The sequence below is a fragment of the Halobiforma lacisalsi AJ5 genome, assembly GCF_000226975.2.
Taxonomy (GTDB): domain Archaea; phylum Halobacteriota; class Halobacteria; order Halobacteriales; family Natrialbaceae; genus Natronobacterium; species Natronobacterium lacisalsi.
Window position 1 is genome coordinate 689,208 of sequence record NZ_CP019285.1, and the last position, 17,107, is coordinate 706,314.

Genomic DNA, 17,107 nt, shown 5'->3' on the forward strand with positions numbered 1-17,107 from the left:
GCGTAGCGTCTTCCGAACGACAGCGCAAACGTTCGGTTTACGCGATCAGCTTCTCTTCGCCCTTCTCGACCACGATGCGGCACGGCGGCGTGATCTTGTTGTAGGCGCGGCGGAACGCTTCCTTGGCGTGTTCGGCGTCGTCGACGTCACACCAGACCGTAAAGATGCGCTCGCCGGCGTCGATACGGGCCGCAGTGCCGACGATCTTCCCGAACGCCTGGCGCATCCCGTCGGAAACACGGTCCGCACCAGCACCGGTCGCCTGCTTGTTCTCCCGGATGACGTGGTGGGGGAACTTGCGCAGGATCATCTTGTAGTTGTTCTCGCCGGCTTCCTTCAGCATGTGGCGGTTGGCCGACAGGCGCGAGGCCTCGAGGCTGCCGTGGCGGATCTGGACCTCCTCCTCCGTGACGAGGCTGATCTGGACCGGGTAGTCCTCGGGGTCGGCGGCGATGTCGCCCATCTTGTGCTGTGCGATCTTCGAGCCCGGGATCCCAGTAATGTACTCGCGGCGCGTGTAGGCCGGCTTACTGATCTCCCGGTACATTGAGGCGGGTTTCTCGGACATCGTAGTTACTTACGAAAACGGAAGCCTACCGTCCGGATAAAGCCTTCGAAGCGCGGTTTCGAACGACGGCGACGGGAACATCGGCAGTCGGTCTACTGGAGTCGTCCGCAAGGCGACAGCCACAGGCGCTGAAACCGGCAATCTCGAGCGGCGGTGTCAGCGAGCGTGGGGAACGTACTCCGTGCCGGTCTTCTCGACGAGGTCCGCACTCGAGAGCGAGTTGAGGACGCTCAGGATCGCGAGTTTCTTCATCGACAGCGCGCCCGAGAGGTCGGCCGCCGTCGCGCCGCCGGTCGCCTCGAGGTAGAGGTAGACGAGTTTCGCCTGGGAGGACTCGAGTTCGCTCGGGAGCGTGCGGGATGAATCGGACGTGAGTTGCTTCTGGTTCATGCTACCTGAGCGGACCACGAACCCATATATAACTCTATGCCCCATAGAGTGGATATTGTTGTGTCGATATAAGGCCCATTATACGCCGTCTCGGCGACAGTCGTCCCGTCGTGATCGTCTCCGGGAACCGGGCTCGAGCCGTCGAATCCGAGGAGCGTCGGCGTTTTTAAGGGTCCTGCACCGCTACCGTAACGTATGATGAGAAGTTTCAGGATCGGCTCCCTGTTCGGGATTCCGATCAAACTCGATCTCACGTTCTTGCTGATACTGCCGGTGTTCGCCTATCTCATCGGGAACCAGATCGGCCCCGTCATCGAGATTCTCAACGCGAGCATGGATGCCGGGATCGACGTGGCTGCGCTCACCACCGAGTGGTGGCTCCCCTATGCGGTCGGGCTGGCCGCCGCGATCGGGCTGTTCGTCGGCGTCGTCTTGCACGAACTTGGCCACTCCCTGACCGCCCAGCGGTACGGGTTTCCGATCGATTCGATCACCCTGTGGCTGTTCGGCGGCATCGCCGCACTCTCGGAGATGCCCGAGGACTGGCGACAGGAGTTTACCATCGCCATCGCCGGCCCGATCGTCTCCGTCCTCGTGGGCGTGGGGTCGTACGCGCTGTTCCTGTTCACTCCCGAGAGCTTCGACGGCGCTCGCTTCGTGCTCGGCTATCTCGCCGTGTTGAACGTCGCGCTCGCGGTCTTCAACATGCTCCCGGCGTTCCCGATGGACGGCGGCCGGATCCTGCGGGCGCTGCTCGCCCGCAGCCAGCCCTACGCCCGGGCGACCCAGCAGGCCGCCAGCATCGGGAAGCTGTTCGCGGTCTTCATGGGGTTATTCGGGCTGTTCGCGTTCAACATCATCCTCATCGGCGTCGCCTTCTTCGTCTACATCGCCGCCTCGAGCGAGGCCCAGCAGGTGACGATGAAGGCGGCCTTCCAGGACGTCACCGTCGCGGACATCATGACGCCCGCGGAGGACCTCCACACCGTCAGCCCGGACACCACGATCTCGGAACTCGTCCAGCGGATGTTCGCCGAACGCCACACCGGCTACCCCGTCGTCGAGCGCGACGGATGGGGAGATGACCGGCTGATCGGCCTGGTCACGCTCGACGACGCCCGCGAGGTCGACCCCGTCGAGCGCGACGCCTACGAGGTCGACGACGTGATGACGACCGACCTCGAGACGATCACGCCCGACAGCGACGCGATGACGGCGATCGAACGCATGCAACAGAACGGCATCGGCCGCCTGCTCGTCGTCGAGGGCGACGATCTCGTCGGGCTGATTACCCGGACGGACCTGATGACGGCCTTCGATATCGTCCAGCAAAGCGGCGGCGAGGTCGGCCTCGGCGAGCGACCGCGACCGGCAAGCAGTATGGGGCAGCCGTAGGGGTCGGTCGTCTCGGCCGGCAGCCGACGACCGCCCGAACACCCGTTCTCGACGGTTCCGGGTGCCGAGACCAACATTCTTAACCGCGGTCGGGGCCGACGATTCCCCGATACCGATGCCACCGGCCATCGAGACCGTCGATCTCGTGAAGGAGTACGGGGACTTGCGCGCCCTCCAGGAGCTGTCGCTGACCGTCGAGGAAGGCGAGTTCTTCGGCCTGCTGGGGCCAAACGGGGCGGGCAAAACGACGTTCATCAACACGCTGGTCGGGCTGGTCCGCAAGACCGGCGGCGACGCGCGAGTGTTCGGCTACGACGTCGAGGACGACTACCGGCAGGCCCGCGACGCGATCGGGCTTGCGCCCCAGGAGTTCAACGTCGACCGGTTCTTCCCGATCAAGGAGGTGCTGATGCACAAGGCCGGCTACCACGGCGTGTCCGAGGACGAAGCCGCCGAACGCGCCGACGAGGTCCTCAAACGCGTCGGCATCTACGACAAGCGCAACGAGCGCTTCGACTGGCTCTCCGGCGGGATGAAACGCCGGCTCCTGCTCGCGCGGGCGCTCGTCACCGATCCCGACCTGCTCATCCTGGACGAGCCGACGGCCGGCGTCGACGTCCAACTGCGCCACGATCTCTGGGAACTCGTCACCGAACTCAACGAGGAGGGGACGACCGTCCTGCTGACGACACACTACATCGAGGAAGCCGAGCGCCTCTGTGACCGGGTCGCAATCATGAACGAGGGCCGGAAGGTGACCGTCGCGACGCCGGACGAACTCAAGCAACGCGGCACCGACACCATCTCCGTTCGCCTCGAGTCGTCGGTCGGCCCACGACCACGAACGGGCGAGATCGAAAGTGAACTCGGCGCGTACGCCCACGACGTGTCGACCGCGACGGCGGACGACCGCCTCGAGGTCCGCGTCGACGACGGCGGTTCGACCGCGCCGCGCCTGCTCAACGACCTCGAGGCTGCGGGCTACGAAATCGCGGACCTGGAGATTTCGCGGACGTCGCTCGAGGAGATTTTCGTCGATCTCACACGCAGCGAGGACCGGACGGTGACCCGATCGTCCGCGCCGAGCGCCTCGAGCGGGTCGGACGACGACGAGGACGTGGACGCGGGCGCGGACGCGGACGTGGACGAAGACGGCGGCGAACGGTCCGAACGCGAGCGGGAGACGGAGACGGAGACGGAGGGGATCGCCTGATGCTCTCGGTCGGCTTCCGCGCGCTGTTCCGTCGCGAGGTGTTGCGGTTCGTCCGGCGGCCGAAGAACACGTTCATGCCGCCGGCGATCACGAACGTCCTCTACTTCGCCGTCTTCGGGCTCATCCTCGGCGGCCGGATCGACGAGATCGCGGGCTTCCCCTACATCCTCTTTATCGTCCCCGGGCTGATCGTCCTCGGGGCGATCTCGAACGCCTTCGAGAACGCCTCGTTCTCGATCTTCCACGGCCGGTGGAACGAGTACATCCACGAGACGCTGACCTCGCCGCTGTCGTACGCCGAGATGGTCGGCGCGTACGTCGCGGCCAGTGCCGTCCGCGGGCTGATCGTCGGCGTCATCATCGCCGCCGTCGGGCGCCTGTTCGTCCCGATCAGCATCGAACACGGGCTCTTCCTCGTCGCGACGATGGTCGTCATCACCGCGCTGTTTGCCGGCCTGGGCATCATCGGTGGACTGGTCGCCCGGGACTTCGACGACCTCACCGTCATGAACCAGTTCATCCTGCGGCCGCTGGTGTTCTTCGGGGCCGTCTTCTACTCGCTCGAGACGTTCGAGCAGGCCTGGCAGATCCAGCTCTCGCTGGTAAACCCGATGGTCTACATGGTCGACAGCGTCCGGTACGGGCTGCTCGGCCACTCCGACATGCAACTCGTCGCGCCGGCTGCCTACGCCGAGTTCGCGCCCTACGCCTCGCTCGGGGTGTTGACGCTGCTGACGGCTCTCGTCGTGGCGCTCGACGTCTACCTGTTCAAGATCGGGTACGGGCTGACGGACTGACCGTCGCCGGATCGACGCACCAACTCGTCTCGCTCGGCGACCTTGACGGCTGCCGCCGGATGTTGTCGCCCCCGAACGAGTCGAGAGCTCGTCGATGAATCGGTCGATTCGCCTCGCTACCGGCAGTTCAACCACTCGTGCGCCCGAGACGCGAGCGAGCGGTCCGGCGACTGAACCGACAGCACGAGCCACCGCGGAAACGACGACCGCGTCGCCGACGAGCTCGAACTTTTTTGATTATCGTTCGTGTAGGTTGCGTATGGAAATCGATCGCGAGACCCTCGAGCGGCTGCTCGCCGGCAACCGCCGCCACGTCGAGTCGTTGCCGGACGATTACTTCGCGGACGTCCAGACGGGCCAGCACCCGACCGTCGTCGCGGTCTGTTGTTCGGACTCGCGGGTCGCCAACGAGGGAATGTGGGGCGTCGATCGACCGGGGACGGTTTTTACGCCCAGCAACATCGGCAATCAGGTCTGGGACGACGACGACGGCGACCGGATCATCGACGGGGGCGTCCTCTACCCGATTCACCACACCGGTACCGACGCCGTGGCCGTCGTGGGCCACACTGGCTGCGGGGCCGTCACCGCCGCCTACGGGGTCGCGACCGGCGCGGACCCGCCCGGACCGCGCGGCGTCGACAAGTGGGTCGACATGCTCGTCCCCGTCGTCGAAGAGGGCCTCGAGAGCGACCCCATCGACCGCGACGCGGACAAGGCGCTCGTGATCAACCAGCTCGTCGAGTACAACGTCGGCTATCAGGCCCGCTTGCTGCGTGCCGCCGATGACGTCCCGGATCGGGTCGACGTCTACGGCTTCGTCTACGACTTCCAGGGGATTTACGGCGATCGCCCCGGCCGAACCTACCTCGTTACCGTCGACGGCGAGACCGACCCCGACACGCTCCGCGAGCTGGTGCCTGCGGGTTACGCATCGACGGTCAAGAGCCTGCTGTACGGCGGCGAATCCGACGACTGATGGCCGGTCGTCGCGGTCAGTCCTCCGCCGGCGACGTCGCGACCGGCGTCGTCCGTTCCGGTACCGTCGCCGTCTCCGCATCGCTCGCCCACTCGAGATCACCCGCGTAGTGGAACGACTCGTTGTCCCGCTCGGGATCGACGACGGTCAGGTCGCCGATCCAGCCGTTGTCGAGCAGTTCCCGGACGTCCTCGTGCTCGCGGAGGATCTCGGTCACGCGCTCGACCGGCGCGTGGATCACCGCGGTCAGCCGCAGCGGCTGGTGGAACGGCCGCTCGTCGTCGAGCTTGAGCGACTGCAGCGGGAGTCCGGTCATCAGGTCGCCGCCGTTGCCCTGCACGACGCCGACGTTACCCACTGGGTTCTGGGTGATCTTCGAACCGCTCCCGTAGACGCCGTTGTCGACCGTCGCGAAGTAGTACTGGTTGTTGATCCACTGCGTGACCACGAGCGGGCCGAGCATGATCAATTCGAGTGCCTCCCCGTCGGGGTCGGTCGACCAGTCGTAGGAGTGGAGGAACGCGCGGCCGTCGAGATTCCGGTCGTCGGTCAGTTCCCGCGGTCCGATGACGAACGAAGCGTTGCCGGCCAGCCCCCACTCGGGGCGGGTTTCCGCCCAGTCCGCCGCCTTGCGTTTTACCTCGGTGACGGCGTCGTCGGGGTCGTCGACCGACGGGGTACGCTCGGCCGCGGAGCCGGCGCGAGCCCGCTCGAGGTCCTCGCGCAGGGACTCGAGGTCTTCGCGGTGGCTCTCGGGAATGCCGTCGTCGAACAGCGTGATCTCGTCGGTGGTCGTGTTGTGCTCGCCCGCCAGGAAGACGGTGTCCTCGGGGATTTCGAACCCGCGCTCGCGAAGGGCGGCTCTGACGTCCTCGTCGTTACAAATCTCCGCGAGCACGCGGGCGTTCGGACCGCCGGGATTTCCGGCACAGGCGCCACAGTCGAGGCTCGAGTCGAAGGGGTTGTTCGTCGTGTGGCTCGAGTGGCCCGTAAAAACGACCAGCCGGGCGAACTCCGTCCACCCCATAAGCTGGAAGGCGGTCCGGGCGTACTCGACTTTCTCCTCGTGGCTCATCCGCGGGTACTCGATCGTGGGGGAACAGAACTCGTGGGGGCTCGGGATGCGGTCGTCGACGGCGTCGTCGAGTTCGGAGATGGCGGCGGGGGCGAGGGTACGAGCCACCAGGGCCGAACCGTACGCGGTCCCGGCACCCTCGACGAACGGGAACGCGGCGACGACGTTCGTCTTGAGCCGTTTGAAGTGTTTCCGGGTCGCACGGACCAGCCCGTGCCACCGGTCGTAGGTCGTCTTCTCGGCGCGGTCGTAATCGGTATCGGGCTCGTCGGTGACGAGGTGTTCCGCCTCGACGATCGGCGGGCAGGCGTCGGCGACGGCGTCGCTGTCGTATCCCCGATACTGCATCGGGATCCCGAAAAAGCCCGCGTAGCCGTGGGTCTCGTACGGCCCCTGGTCCTCGACGTGACGGCGGATGATCTCCGAGCGCGTGTCGATACAGAACACGAGCTGTGCCGCCGGCCGCTCGCCGTCGCCGTGGGACGACTCCGTGACCGAATCGTCGATCCCCTCGAGGAGGCGGCGTCGGTAGCTCTTCTCCCAGGCGGTCAGCCAGACCTCCGGCAGGGGGACGTCCTCCTCCGCGTCGTCGGGGTCGGTGTCGTCGGGTTCGATCGGCGCGTCCAGCAACTCGGAAAGCGTCAGCCGCACCGCCAGGTACTCCGCCATCGTGATCGGGTACGTCTCCTGCCACGCATCGTCGTCGTCGACGCGTTGCTTGACGAACCCGCTCCAGCCCGGCAGCGCGGCCAGGTGGTGCTCGAGGATGTCGACCCAGCGTCCCTCGGGATAGTCGCCGAGCACGGACTCGAGGGCCTCGATCGCCGTTTCGGGTAGATCGTCGGCGTCGTCACAGCCGGGCACGTCCCCGTCGTGTGGCGCCACCTGACGCCAGGCGGCGTAGAACCCGTCTTCGCGGTTCGGCATCGGCCAGGTCGCCTCCCCCTCGTCGAGGAAGGCGGCCAGCCACTTCGACAGCACGCGGTCGACGGCCGCCGTCGCGTCGTCGGTCTCGCCGCCGCGGTCGCGCTCGGCCTCGGCCGCGGCCAGCTCGTCCAACAGCGCCTCGGGCTCCTCGTCGATGCCGTGGGCCTCGAGTTCCTCCCGGAGCACGTCCGGAGCGATCCGACCGTCCTCCCAGGCCTGCCGGAAGACGGACGGGTGTGGGTAGCCGCGGCCACCGAACAGGCGTTCGCCCTCGGCGACGGCCCGGTGAAACGGCTCGTCCTCGAACCCCGAGAGGGGGTTGGCCGTGACGAACGAGTGCAGCCGCCAGACCGAACCGATGCGGGCTGCCGCGCGGTCGATACTCGTCTCGATACGACGGCGGTCGTCGGATTCACGCGTCATGGTAGTCCTCCGTGTTGGTGAGTACGGTGTCGGGGTCTGGCTGGGAGACGTTCAGCAGGGCGACGTAGAGGCGCTCGCTCGAGCGGTGCCAGCCGAACTCCGCCACGAGGTAGGCGCCGACGAACAGCGCAACGACGAGGAAGTGTGCGACCGTCATCTCGGTCGAGACGTAGGTCATCGGCACGTCCGACAGCATCGTCGAGACCGCGTTGAACGTCACGGCGTAGCCGCCGATGGCAGTCAGGACGACGAGCGGGACGCTGAGGAACCTGACCGACGTCGGCAGCGTCGACCGCCGGAGGATGTCGCGGGCCGCGGTCAGCGTCGTCAGGACAACGACGAGCGTCAGTACGGTCCCGCTGTTCAGCTCGAACCCGGTCGCTTTCCCGGTGAGCACGCCGAACAGGATGCCACCGCCGACGGCCGTCACCAGGCTGACGGCTACACCCGGGAAGCCGAGGTGAGTCCGCTCGGCGCTCGTGGGCGCCGTCTGTTCGACCACGGCGCCCGACGACAGGAAGAGGTAGGCCTTGTAGAACCCGTGAATGATGAGGTGGGCGATCGCAGCGGCGAAAAAGCCGAGACCACACTGCAGTATCATAAAGCCCATCTGCGCGACGGTCGAGCTGCCGAGTTCGCGTTTGACGTCCGTCTGGACGAGCAACATCGCCTGCCCGAGCACGGCGCTGAACGCGCCGACGAGGACGACGACCGACATGATCAACGTCCCGTCGGCGAGCAGCGGGGCGAACCTGGTCAGCAGGATGCCGCCCGCGTTGACGAAGCCGGCGTGCATGAGAGCCGATGCCGGCGTCGGCGCCGTCATCGACGAGAGCAGCCAGTTGTGGAACGGGAACAGCGCCGACTGGATGAGCGCCGCCAGCACGATCCCGCCGGCAGCGACGAGCACGACCGTCCGCGAGAGGTCCCCGATCCCCTCGAGGACGCCGGTGAGGGTGGCCGCGCCGGTCGCCCAGACCAGCAGCGCGACGGCGCCGGCAAGCAGGGCGCTACTGGCCAGGAAGTAGCGGCGGGCGACGCGGCCGGCGGCCCGGGCCTGCGGCCAGTCGCGAACGTGGGCGATGAGCGAGGCCATGGCCAGCCCCATCGCCAGCCACGCGGCCACGAACAGCGCGACGTGGTTCGCCGCGGTCATCGTCATGACGGCGACGGTGAACCCAAACACGCGGCCGAAGAACCGTTCGACGTCGCGATCGCCGGCCATGTAGCGCCGCGAGTAGCTGTGGACGATCCCGCTAAAGAACGTGACCACAACCCACATGATCGCGGTCAGCCCGTCCACCCACAGGAGCGTCCCGAACTCCCAGCCTGCTCCGCCCCGGATCGCCAGTGCGAGGACCCCGAGGCTGGCGAGAAAGAGCGTCCAGACCGCCCAGGTCGACGCTCGCGCCACGGCCGAACTCGGCGGGGTCGGTTCGGGGCGCTGTGCGACGTCGTCGATCGTCGTTGTGTCCTCGGTCATGTCTCGGTGACTCCGACCAGCACGGGACCGGCTCCCGTCACGACGTGTCGTTCGTGGCAACACTTGCGCAACTGGTCGCTTCTACACCATACACGAACAGGATGGTTATTATGTCCTTCGGTACGAACAAATCGTTCGTTATCATCAGTACGAAAGATGATGAGGGACCGAATCCGGCCGCTCGAGCGCCGAGCGGCTCGCTTTCGGAAAATCGCAAGCCGGAGTAGTCACCGGTCGTCGGGAGACGGACACGCCGCCGACGGCGTCAGGAAGAGAACTCGTCGAACGCCGTCGATCGGTGGCTGCGAACGAGCACTTCGTCGGTGATCGTCAGTCCCATGTCGGCGATCCGTTGTGCGATCGGGGTGACGTCCCTGTCGGTTTCGCCGACGACGGTTACGAGGAGGTTCCGCTCGCCCCTCACCAGTTCCTGCACCGAGATGACTCCCGGGATCGACAGCAGGTCCTCGATATACTCCCCCCGTTCGGAGATGGGTGCCGTACAGAAGAGCAGCATCCGGATCGGGTAGCCGGACTTCGTGTAATCGATGTTCGCGCTGTAGCCTTTGATCACCCCCTCCGACTCCAGTCGCTGGATGCGTTTGCGGACCGTGCTCGAGGAGGCGTCGGTCCGTTCGGCGATCTCGCTCGAAGAGAGGTTCCGCGCCTCCTCCTGTAACGCGTAGAGGATCTCCTGGTCGACCGCGTCGAGCTCGTACTCCGACATACACTCCCGTTGGCCGCGGCCGCTATAAGGAACTTCGGCCCACAAGGCTTCGAATACTTATACTGGGAGCCGAAAGGAACACGCATGCGAGAACGACTCGAGTCGGATCTGGGGTTCTACTACGCCGTTGGCGGCTTCATCATCGCGGTGTTCGTCGTCGGCATGGTGGTCTTCGCAGCGATCAACCCCGGCGGCGTGGGCACGGTGGAGCTGGTCGGGCTCTCGGTTGGCTTTTTCCTGTTCATGCTGGTGTATTTCATCGCGATCTCTGTGCAGCGTCTCGAGGGCGGGGACAGCATCTGAGACGGTAAGCAGCCGGGATCGGACAGATCCGGAGACGATCCCGGAGTCGCAGGGTTTATACGTTCCGGGCAGTTCTCTTTAGAAGCAATGGCGCAAGGAACCGTTGATTTCTTCAACGACACTGGCGGCTACGGATTCATCGAAACTGAGGACGCGGACGAGGACGTCTTCTTCCACATGGAAGACATCGGCGGCCCGGACCTCGAAGAAGGTCAGGAACTCGAGTTCGACATCGAGCAGGCCCCCAAGGGCCCGCGCGCGACGAACGTCGAGCGCCTGTAAGGCGAATTCGCAGCGGTATCGGCTCTTGATTGCAGTATTTTACACCGACCAGCGGTAGCCATCTCCTGCGACGTGATCGACCCGAGAACGCGTAGCGTTTAGTGGCTTCGCCGCGGACCGACGGACATGGCAGACACAGAGGCAGATCCCGAACCCCTGATCCGCTCGAGCGAGGAGATCGAGTACGAGTCAATCGACGCCGCTGAGGGCCTCCGGAAAGGCGTCCTGATCGACGAGACCGACGGCGCGCCGACGTTCGCGATCCGACGGTTCGTCCTCGAGCCCGGAGCCGAGGTACCGCCTCACACGAACGAGGTCGAACACGAGCAGTACGTCCTCGAGGGCGAGTACACGGTCGGGATCGGCGACGGATCGGAAGGGTCCCGGGCGAACGACCCCGCCGACGGCGAGGAGTACGAGGTCGAAGCCGGCGACTCCCTTTTGATCCCCGCTGGAACGGTCCACTGGTACCGCAACGAGAGCGACGAGCCCGGTGCCTTCCTCTGTGCGGTACCGAACGGCGACGACGAGATCGAACTGCTCGAGTAACGACGCGACCGGTCTCAGGTCCGCCAACCGATCCCTTCTGAGACCGGCCACGGCGAGGATCGCAACTACTAAACGTTCTTTAGGGCGACCTAAATGTGAATGGCGGGATCGCACTCCGTCGGGACGGACGGCGCTGCCCGACGACAGGAGGGGTGGCTCACGGGGACGCTCGTACTGTTCTGTCTCGCGAGCACGATCGTTACGATCGCCGCGGGCCTCGTCCAGGTCAGTTTCGGCGAGTACTCGATGACGATCCTCGAGGCCTGGCGGGCGGTCGCGAACCCCGACGTGGTATTGAATGCCGACGCCTGGAACGCGTTCCTGTTCGGCGGCGAACTCCCGCAGATGGGCCGGAACAGCATCGTCGTCTGGAACATTCGGCTCCCGCGGGTGTTCGTCGCGATCATCGCCGGCGCGACGCTTGCCGTCTCGGGTGCGATCTTCCAGGCGGTGACCCGCAACGAACTGGCGAGCCCCTTCGTGCTGGGCGTGAGTTCCGGGGCCGGCTTCGCCGTTCTCGCGACGCTCGTGGTGTTTAGCGGCCTCGCGCCGTTTCTGCCCTTCGTCGCGGCCGTCGGCGGGACAATCGCCTTCCTGCTCGTCTACGGAATCGCCTGGAAGGACGGGACCAGCCCCGTCCGGCTCGTCCTCGCGGGCGTCATCGTCAACATGGTCTTTCAGTCGCTCCAACAGGGGCTGTTCTTCTTCGCGGACGACCTCGGGGTCGTCCAGACGGCGATCGCGTGGCTCACCGGCTCGCTCACGGGGACCGGCTGGGACGAGGTCCGGGTTGCCGTCCTGCCTGCAGTCCTGGCCATCGGCCTCGCGCTCGCCGGCTCGAGACAGCTCAACGTCCTCCTGTTAGGCGAGCGGACGGCCCGCTCGCTGGGCATGCGGGTCGAACGGGTCCGCTTTCTCCTCTCGGCGGTCGCCATCCTGGCCGCGAGCGTCGCCATCTCGGTCGCCGGCGTCGTGAGCTTCTTCGGACTCGTCGTGCCCCACATCGTCAGGAACACCCTCGGCGGCGACTACCGGCGACTGATGGTCGGCTGTCTGTTTGCCGGCCCCGCCCTGATGGTGACCGCCGACGTCGGCGCGCGGCTGGCACTCGGCGGAACGCAGTTGCCGGTCGGGGTCGTCACCGGCCTGATCGGCGGGCCGTACTTCCTCTATCTGATGCGCAAGCAGCGATCGATGGGTGAACTCTGATGACGCAACCGACCACGAACACAGGCGAAACCGACACGGACGTCGAGCCTCCGACGCGACGCGATGGTATCGGAGCGGGAGCGGACGTGAACGTCGACGCGGACGACGATACGGCTACCGGGACCGAAACCGACGACCGGCCCCGCGAGAGCGCGCTCGTGGCCGACGACCTCGAGTTAGAGTACCCGACCAGCGAGGAGCCGGTCGTCGACTGCACGCGACTGGACGTCCCCGAGGGCGAGATCACTGCTCTCGTCGGTCCGAACGGCAGCGGCAAGAGCACCTTGCTGAAGGCCCTCTCGAGCCAACTCGAGCCTGCGGCCGGAACGGCGCGGCTTCGAGGGAGCGACCTCCAGTCGTTCGACCCGAAGGAACTCGCGCGCGAACTCGGCATCCTCTCGCAGGAGAACGACCAGGTCGGCGACATCACCGTCGAGGACCTGGTCTACCACGGCCGATACCCCTACCGGGGCTTCTTCGACGGGCTCACGGCCGAGGACGAGGAGGCGGTCGAACGGGCCATCGACCTGGCGGGGATCGACGACATCCGCGACGCGGAACTCGGCCAACTCAGCGGCGGCCAGAAGCAACTGGCCTGGATCGCGATGGTGCTGGCCCAGGACACCGACATCCTGCTGCTCGACGAGCCGACCACCTTCCTCGACCTCCACCACCAGTTCCGCGTCCTCGAGACGATCCGGGAGTTGAACGAGCGGGAGGACGTGACCGTCGCGGTCGTCCTCCACGACATCTCCCAAGCCGCGCGGTTCGCCGACTACCTCATCGCGATGTGCGACGGCGAGCCCTACGACTGGGGCCCGCCCGAGGAGATCGTCACGGAAGAACTGCTGGCCGACGTCTTCGAGGTGGAGGCGCGGGTCCAGTACGAACCCGAACTCCAGGTTCTCCCCAAGCGATCCCTTTCGAACGCAAACGAGCGGTAGCGCGGCGCGTTTCGGAATCCTTTTCAACTTTTAGGCTAGCCTAAAAACCATGACCGACGATCAGTGGCGGAGACGACACGTACTTCGAACGACCGCAGCGCTGGCCGGGACGGGCCTCATCGCCGGCTGTACGTCCGACGACGGGGAGGACGAGGAGACCGAGACCGGCGGCGGCTCCGGCGGTGGAAACAACGCCGGCGACGAAAGCGGCGACGAGGACGGCGACAGTTACTCCGTGACGATGGAACCGGTCGGTACCGTCGAGTTCGACTCGGTGCCCGAAACGTGGGCCGCCAACAACGGAAGCTGGGCCGACATGGGGATCGCACTCGGCCAACAACCCCCCGAGGCCGTCTACCTTACCTCGCGGTACCACACCCAGCTGTACGACGAGATCCCCGGACTGGACGTCGACAAAAGCGACATGACCTCCCTCTGGGGCGGCGAACTCGACCCCGAGCAGTTCCTCGAACTCAGCGGGGAGGTCGACGTGTTCGTCATCGACCCGAACTTCCCCATCGGTCGAACCGATCACTGGGACGAGGACGACATCACCCAGATCGAGGCGACCGGGACCCCCTTCTTCGGCAACAGCATCTTCTCCCGGGGCTACGAGTGGCACGACTACGAGTACCTGTCGCTGTACGAGGCCTTCGAAAAGCTGGCCGAGGTCTTCCAGGAGCGGGAACGCTACGAGGCCTTCGAGTCGCTCCACGAGGAGTTCCAGGCAACCCTCGAGGACGTCGTCCCCTCCGAGGACGACCGTCCATCGGTCGCGATCATGTGGGCCAGCGGCGACGAACCCGACTCGTTCTCCCCGTACATCATCGACGGGGGAACGAGCTTCAAGCAGTGGCGCGACCTCGACGTCACGGACGCGCTCGCGGAAACCGACGTGGAAGACTTCCACGCCGGCCGGTCCGAGGTCGACTACGAAACCCTGCTCGAGGTCGACCCCGACGTGATCCTCCTTCGCGGTCACGAGGGGAAGACGGCCGACGAGTTCGCCGACACGGTCCGGGCGTACATGGAGGACCACAACGTGGCGAGCGACCTCGAGGCGGTTCAGAACGGCGACGTCTACCGCGGCGGCCCGCTGTACCAGGGCCCGATCACGAACCTCGTGCTCACGGAACGGGCGGCAAAGCAGGTCTACGACGTCGACGAGGAACTGTTCGACCGCGACCGCGTGGTCGAGATCGTCGAGGGCGACCTGTAACGCGGCACGCGACGCCGTAGCCGAGGCAGCGGACCGAACCCACACTCGCTTCGGGCCCCGACGGGCGTTCTACCGCGAGGCAGGAGGCGACGCAGGCGGCGATTCCTCGGTCGGACCTGAATTCTCGTCGCCCCCGTCCCCATCCCCGATCAATTCGGCCTCAAGAGGGTCGCCCCCGTCTCCATCCCCGGTTCGGGTTGTGTCCTCTGCCGGCGACGTCTCCTCCCCGGCCCGTTCCGCCGCGACCGTAAACGACGACAGCACGCTCGAGAGTTCGTCCGCCCGCTCGGACAGCGAGGTCGCGGTCCCGGAGACCGCGCCGAGCGACGCCGTCTGTTCCTCCGCGGCCGCCGCGACCGTCTCCGATTCGGCGCTCGTCCGGTCGCTGATCGCCGTCACGTCCTCGACCTTGGTCGCGACTTCCCGGGCCGCCGCGGCCTGCTGCTGGGTCGCCGCCGAAATCTCCTGGATCCCCTCGTTGGTCCGTTCCGCATGCGTCGAGATCTCCTCGAGAGACGACAGCGACGATTCGACGGCGTCGCGGTGCGTTCCGATCCGTTCGTCGGTCTCCCGGACGACCGCGACGACGCGGTCCGTCTGGGCACGAACCGCCTCGAGGCGACTCTCGACGTCCGCTGCCGCGTCCTCGGTGTCCTCGGCGAGCGCTTTGATCTCCTCGGCGACGGTCGTGAACCCGGAGACGGAACTGCCGGCCGACCCCGATGACCGCGAGCGCGCGGCCTCGATGTTCGCGTTCAGCGCCAGCATGTTCGTCTGCTGGGCCACTTCCCGGATAAACTCGAGTAGGTCGTCGATCGCTGCGATCTCGTCCTCGAGTCGGTCGACCTCGGCGACGGCGTCGTCGGCGTCGGCCGCGATGGTGTCCATCCCCTCGATCGCACGCTGGGCCGATTCGCGTGCGGACGCGGTGGTCGAAGCCGTTCGTTCCGCGAGCGTGGCGACGTTGGACGCGGTCACGGCGATCTCCTCGGTCGTCGTCGAGAGGTCCTCGATCTCGCTCCCGACGGCTGCGAGGTGCTCGCTCTGACGTTCCGCGCCGTCCGAGATCTCCTGGACGGAGGTCGCGACCCGTTCGGCCGCTGTCTCCACCTCGACCACGCCGTCGACCGTCGACTCGGCCGCCTCGTCGACCGCGTCCGCGAATGCCCGGCTCGCGGCGACCGTCTCCTCGATGTCGTCCATCATGGCGTTGAACTCGCAGGCGACCGTCGCCATCGCCTCGCTCTCCGCGTCGGGCTCGAGCCGCCGCGTGAGGTCGCCGTCCGCACACGCCCGCATCGCCTCGCCGTAGTCGTCGGCCGTCCGCTCTAACTGTCGGGAGAACGCCTCCGATTCGGCCGTGGCTCGCTCGGCCTTCTCGCGGGCCCGTTCGGCCTCCGCTCGAGCCGATTCGGCCCGCTCGCGCTCCCGTTCGGCCTCCGTGCGGGCTCGCTCGGCCTCCTCGAGTCGATCCCGGAGCGACCGACGCATTCGGTCGAGCGAGCGGTGGAGCTCCCCGAGTTCGTCCCGACGGTCCGACTCGACCGGCGTCTCGAGGTCACCTCCCTCGATGGCGGTGGCCCGCTCGGAAAGGGTTCGCAGTGAGCGTGCGGTGTTCCGGCCGATGGTCGCACCGAGCGCGAGCATGCCGAAGAAGACGACACCCAACATCGCAAGGATCTGGTTCGAGACGTCCGACTGCAACGAGTAGGCCTCCCCCGTCGGAACCCGGGTCGTTAGCGTCCACCCTTTCTCCTCGACTGGTGCGTACCCGACGACTGCACGACCGGCGTCAGTATCGACGGTCACGGTGTCCGATCCGTCTCCCGGATCGATCGACTCGAGGTCGGCCGTCGTCAGAAGCAGCGACGGATCGTCCGCGAGGACGAGCGTACCGGTCGAGTCGGCGACAGAGACGTTGCCGGTTTCGTCGCTTCCGAGCACGTACTCCGATAGGGCCTCGAGGTCGACGAGTCCGACGACGACGTGGTCGGAATCACCGGGAACCTCGCTGACGGTGAGAAGTACCGGCCGTCCTGCGCCGGTCTCGAACGGATCGGAGAAGGCGACTTCGGACGTTCCGTCGGTCGTCGACGAAATTCGCTCGTCGACGTCGACCCGTAGCTGCCCGTCCTCGACGATTTCGTCGGTTCCGGCGTGCGTGTCGACGGAGCCGGTCCTCGAGTCGACGTAGTACGCCCCCTCGAACCCCGGCCGGTCGGCGAGCCGATTCAACGAACCGGTGATCGCGAACCGATCGTCGTTCCGGAACACCGACGACCGGGTGATCGATTCGACGTACCGCTCGGACGACTCGAGCCACGTTCCGAGACGGTCGGCGTCGGTTTCGGCATCCGTAACGAGTTGTTCCTGAACGTCGGTCTGGAGCTCGTTACCGGTGTGTGCGTAGATAACCCCGCCGAACGCGCCGACGACGAGTACGACGACGATGAGAGCGATTGTGAATCGAAGCGCGTAACGACGGCGTATCACCGGGACGAGCGCCCATGGATCCGGACCCATCGACTGAGGCGACTGCTCCTCGAAACATGTAGTTTTGTAAGAGTTTCACGTACGGCTATAGAGGACTCGTGACCAGTACGGATCCGGTCGTACGGCGGCGT

The 17,107-nt window shown here is 66.3% G+C and carries 16 protein-coding genes; 10 read left to right on the forward strand and 6 right to left on the reverse strand.

From position 1 onward, the window contains the following. Window positions 1-37 precede the first annotated feature (37 nt). Complete coding sequence (locus CHINAEXTREME_RS03245) at window positions 38-568, reverse strand: 50S ribosomal protein L16 (RefSeq protein WP_007141030.1); 531 nt, start codon at window positions 566-568, stop codon at window positions 38-40. A 156-nt stretch (window positions 569-724) separates the two neighbouring features. Beyond that, the gene (locus CHINAEXTREME_RS03250) at window positions 725-958 is read right to left on the reverse strand and encodes a hypothetical protein (protein ID WP_007141031.1); all 234 of its coding nucleotides are present in this window, start codon (window positions 956-958) and stop codon (window positions 725-727) included. A gap of 195 nt (window positions 959-1,153) precedes the next feature. On the opposite strand from CHINAEXTREME_RS03250, the gene CHINAEXTREME_RS03255 reads away from it, so the two are divergent. From CHINAEXTREME_RS03255 to CHINAEXTREME_RS03270, 4 genes are all read left to right on the forward strand, one after another. Further along, entirely contained in the window at window positions 1,154-2,353 is a 1,200-nt protein-coding gene (locus CHINAEXTREME_RS03255) for a CBS domain-containing protein (RefSeq protein WP_007141032.1), read from the forward strand. 115 nt (window positions 2,354-2,468) lie between these two features. Beyond that, window positions 2,469-3,566 carry an ABC transporter ATP-binding protein gene (locus CHINAEXTREME_RS03260; protein WP_007141033.1) on the forward strand — a complete coding sequence of 366 codons (1,098 nt, stop codon included), beginning with the start codon at window positions 2,469-2,471 and terminating at the stop codon, window positions 3,564-3,566. After that, window positions 3,566-4,363 carry an ABC transporter permease gene (locus tag CHINAEXTREME_RS03265; protein ID WP_007141034.1) on the forward strand — a complete coding sequence of 266 codons (798 nt, stop codon included), beginning with the start codon at window positions 3,566-3,568 and terminating at the stop codon, window positions 4,361-4,363. Before CHINAEXTREME_RS03260 ends, CHINAEXTREME_RS03265 begins: the two co-directional genes overlap by 1 nt. 259 nt (window positions 4,364-4,622) lie before the next feature. After that, on the forward strand, window positions 4,623-5,342 hold the full coding sequence (locus CHINAEXTREME_RS03270; protein WP_007141035.1) for a carbonic anhydrase: 720 nt from the start codon (window positions 4,623-4,625) through the stop codon (window positions 5,340-5,342). 16 nt (window positions 5,343-5,358) lie between these two features. Here CHINAEXTREME_RS03270 and CHINAEXTREME_RS03275 read toward each other — a convergent pair whose 3' ends face one another. From CHINAEXTREME_RS03275 to CHINAEXTREME_RS03285, 3 genes are all read right to left on the reverse strand, one after another. Beyond that, the gene (locus CHINAEXTREME_RS03275) at window positions 5,359-7,767 is read right to left on the reverse strand and encodes a DUF2309 domain-containing protein (RefSeq protein WP_007141036.1); all 2,409 of its coding nucleotides are present in this window, start codon (window positions 7,765-7,767) and stop codon (window positions 5,359-5,361) included. Next, window positions 7,757-9,250, reverse strand: coding sequence for a proton-conducting transporter transmembrane domain-containing protein (locus CHINAEXTREME_RS03280; protein WP_007141037.1), 1,494 nt, complete (start codon window positions 9,248-9,250; stop codon window positions 7,757-7,759). The genes CHINAEXTREME_RS03275 and CHINAEXTREME_RS03280 overlap by 11 nt, the downstream gene beginning before the upstream one ends. A gap of 265 nt (window positions 9,251-9,515) precedes the next feature. After that, window positions 9,516-9,977 (reverse strand): Lrp/AsnC family transcriptional regulator, encoded by a 462-nt coding sequence (locus CHINAEXTREME_RS03285; protein WP_007141038.1) that lies wholly within the window; start codon window positions 9,975-9,977, stop codon window positions 9,516-9,518. Between the two features lie 84 nt (window positions 9,978-10,061). Between CHINAEXTREME_RS03285 and CHINAEXTREME_RS03290 the strand changes: the two genes are divergently transcribed. From CHINAEXTREME_RS03290 to CHINAEXTREME_RS03315, 6 genes are all read left to right on the forward strand, one after another. Next, entirely contained in the window at window positions 10,062-10,280 is a 219-nt protein-coding gene (locus tag CHINAEXTREME_RS03290) for a hypothetical protein (protein WP_007141039.1), read from the forward strand. An 87-nt stretch (window positions 10,281-10,367) separates the two neighbouring features. Continuing rightward, entirely contained in the window at window positions 10,368-10,562 is a 195-nt protein-coding gene (locus CHINAEXTREME_RS03295) for a cold-shock protein (RefSeq protein WP_007141040.1), read from the forward strand. A gap of 126 nt (window positions 10,563-10,688) precedes the next feature. Beyond that, complete coding sequence (locus tag CHINAEXTREME_RS03300; RefSeq protein ID WP_007141041.1) at window positions 10,689-11,111, forward strand: cupin domain-containing protein; 423 nt, start codon at window positions 10,689-10,691, stop codon at window positions 11,109-11,111. Window positions 11,112-11,210: 99 nt separating this feature from the next. Then, window positions 11,211-12,320: a FecCD family ABC transporter permease gene (locus CHINAEXTREME_RS03305; RefSeq protein ID WP_007141042.1), complete on the forward strand. Its 1,110-nt coding sequence runs from the start codon at window positions 11,211-11,213 to the stop codon at window positions 12,318-12,320. Beyond that, window positions 12,320-13,264: an ABC transporter ATP-binding protein gene (locus tag CHINAEXTREME_RS03310; RefSeq protein WP_007141043.1), complete on the forward strand. Its 945-nt coding sequence runs from the start codon at window positions 12,320-12,322 to the stop codon at window positions 13,262-13,264. Before CHINAEXTREME_RS03305 ends, CHINAEXTREME_RS03310 begins: the two co-directional genes overlap by 1 nt. A 49-nt stretch (window positions 13,265-13,313) precedes the next feature. Further along, window positions 13,314-14,483 (forward strand): ABC transporter substrate-binding protein, encoded by a 1,170-nt coding sequence (locus CHINAEXTREME_RS03315; protein ID WP_007141044.1) that lies wholly within the window; start codon window positions 13,314-13,316, stop codon window positions 14,481-14,483. Between the two features lie 69 nt (window positions 14,484-14,552). On the opposite strand, the gene CHINAEXTREME_RS03320 is transcribed toward CHINAEXTREME_RS03315, so the two are convergent. After that, window positions 14,553-17,006: a methyl-accepting chemotaxis protein gene (locus tag CHINAEXTREME_RS03320; RefSeq protein WP_007141045.1), complete on the reverse strand. Its 2,454-nt coding sequence runs from the start codon at window positions 17,004-17,006 to the stop codon at window positions 14,553-14,555. Between the last annotated feature and the right edge of the window lie 101 nt (window positions 17,007-17,107).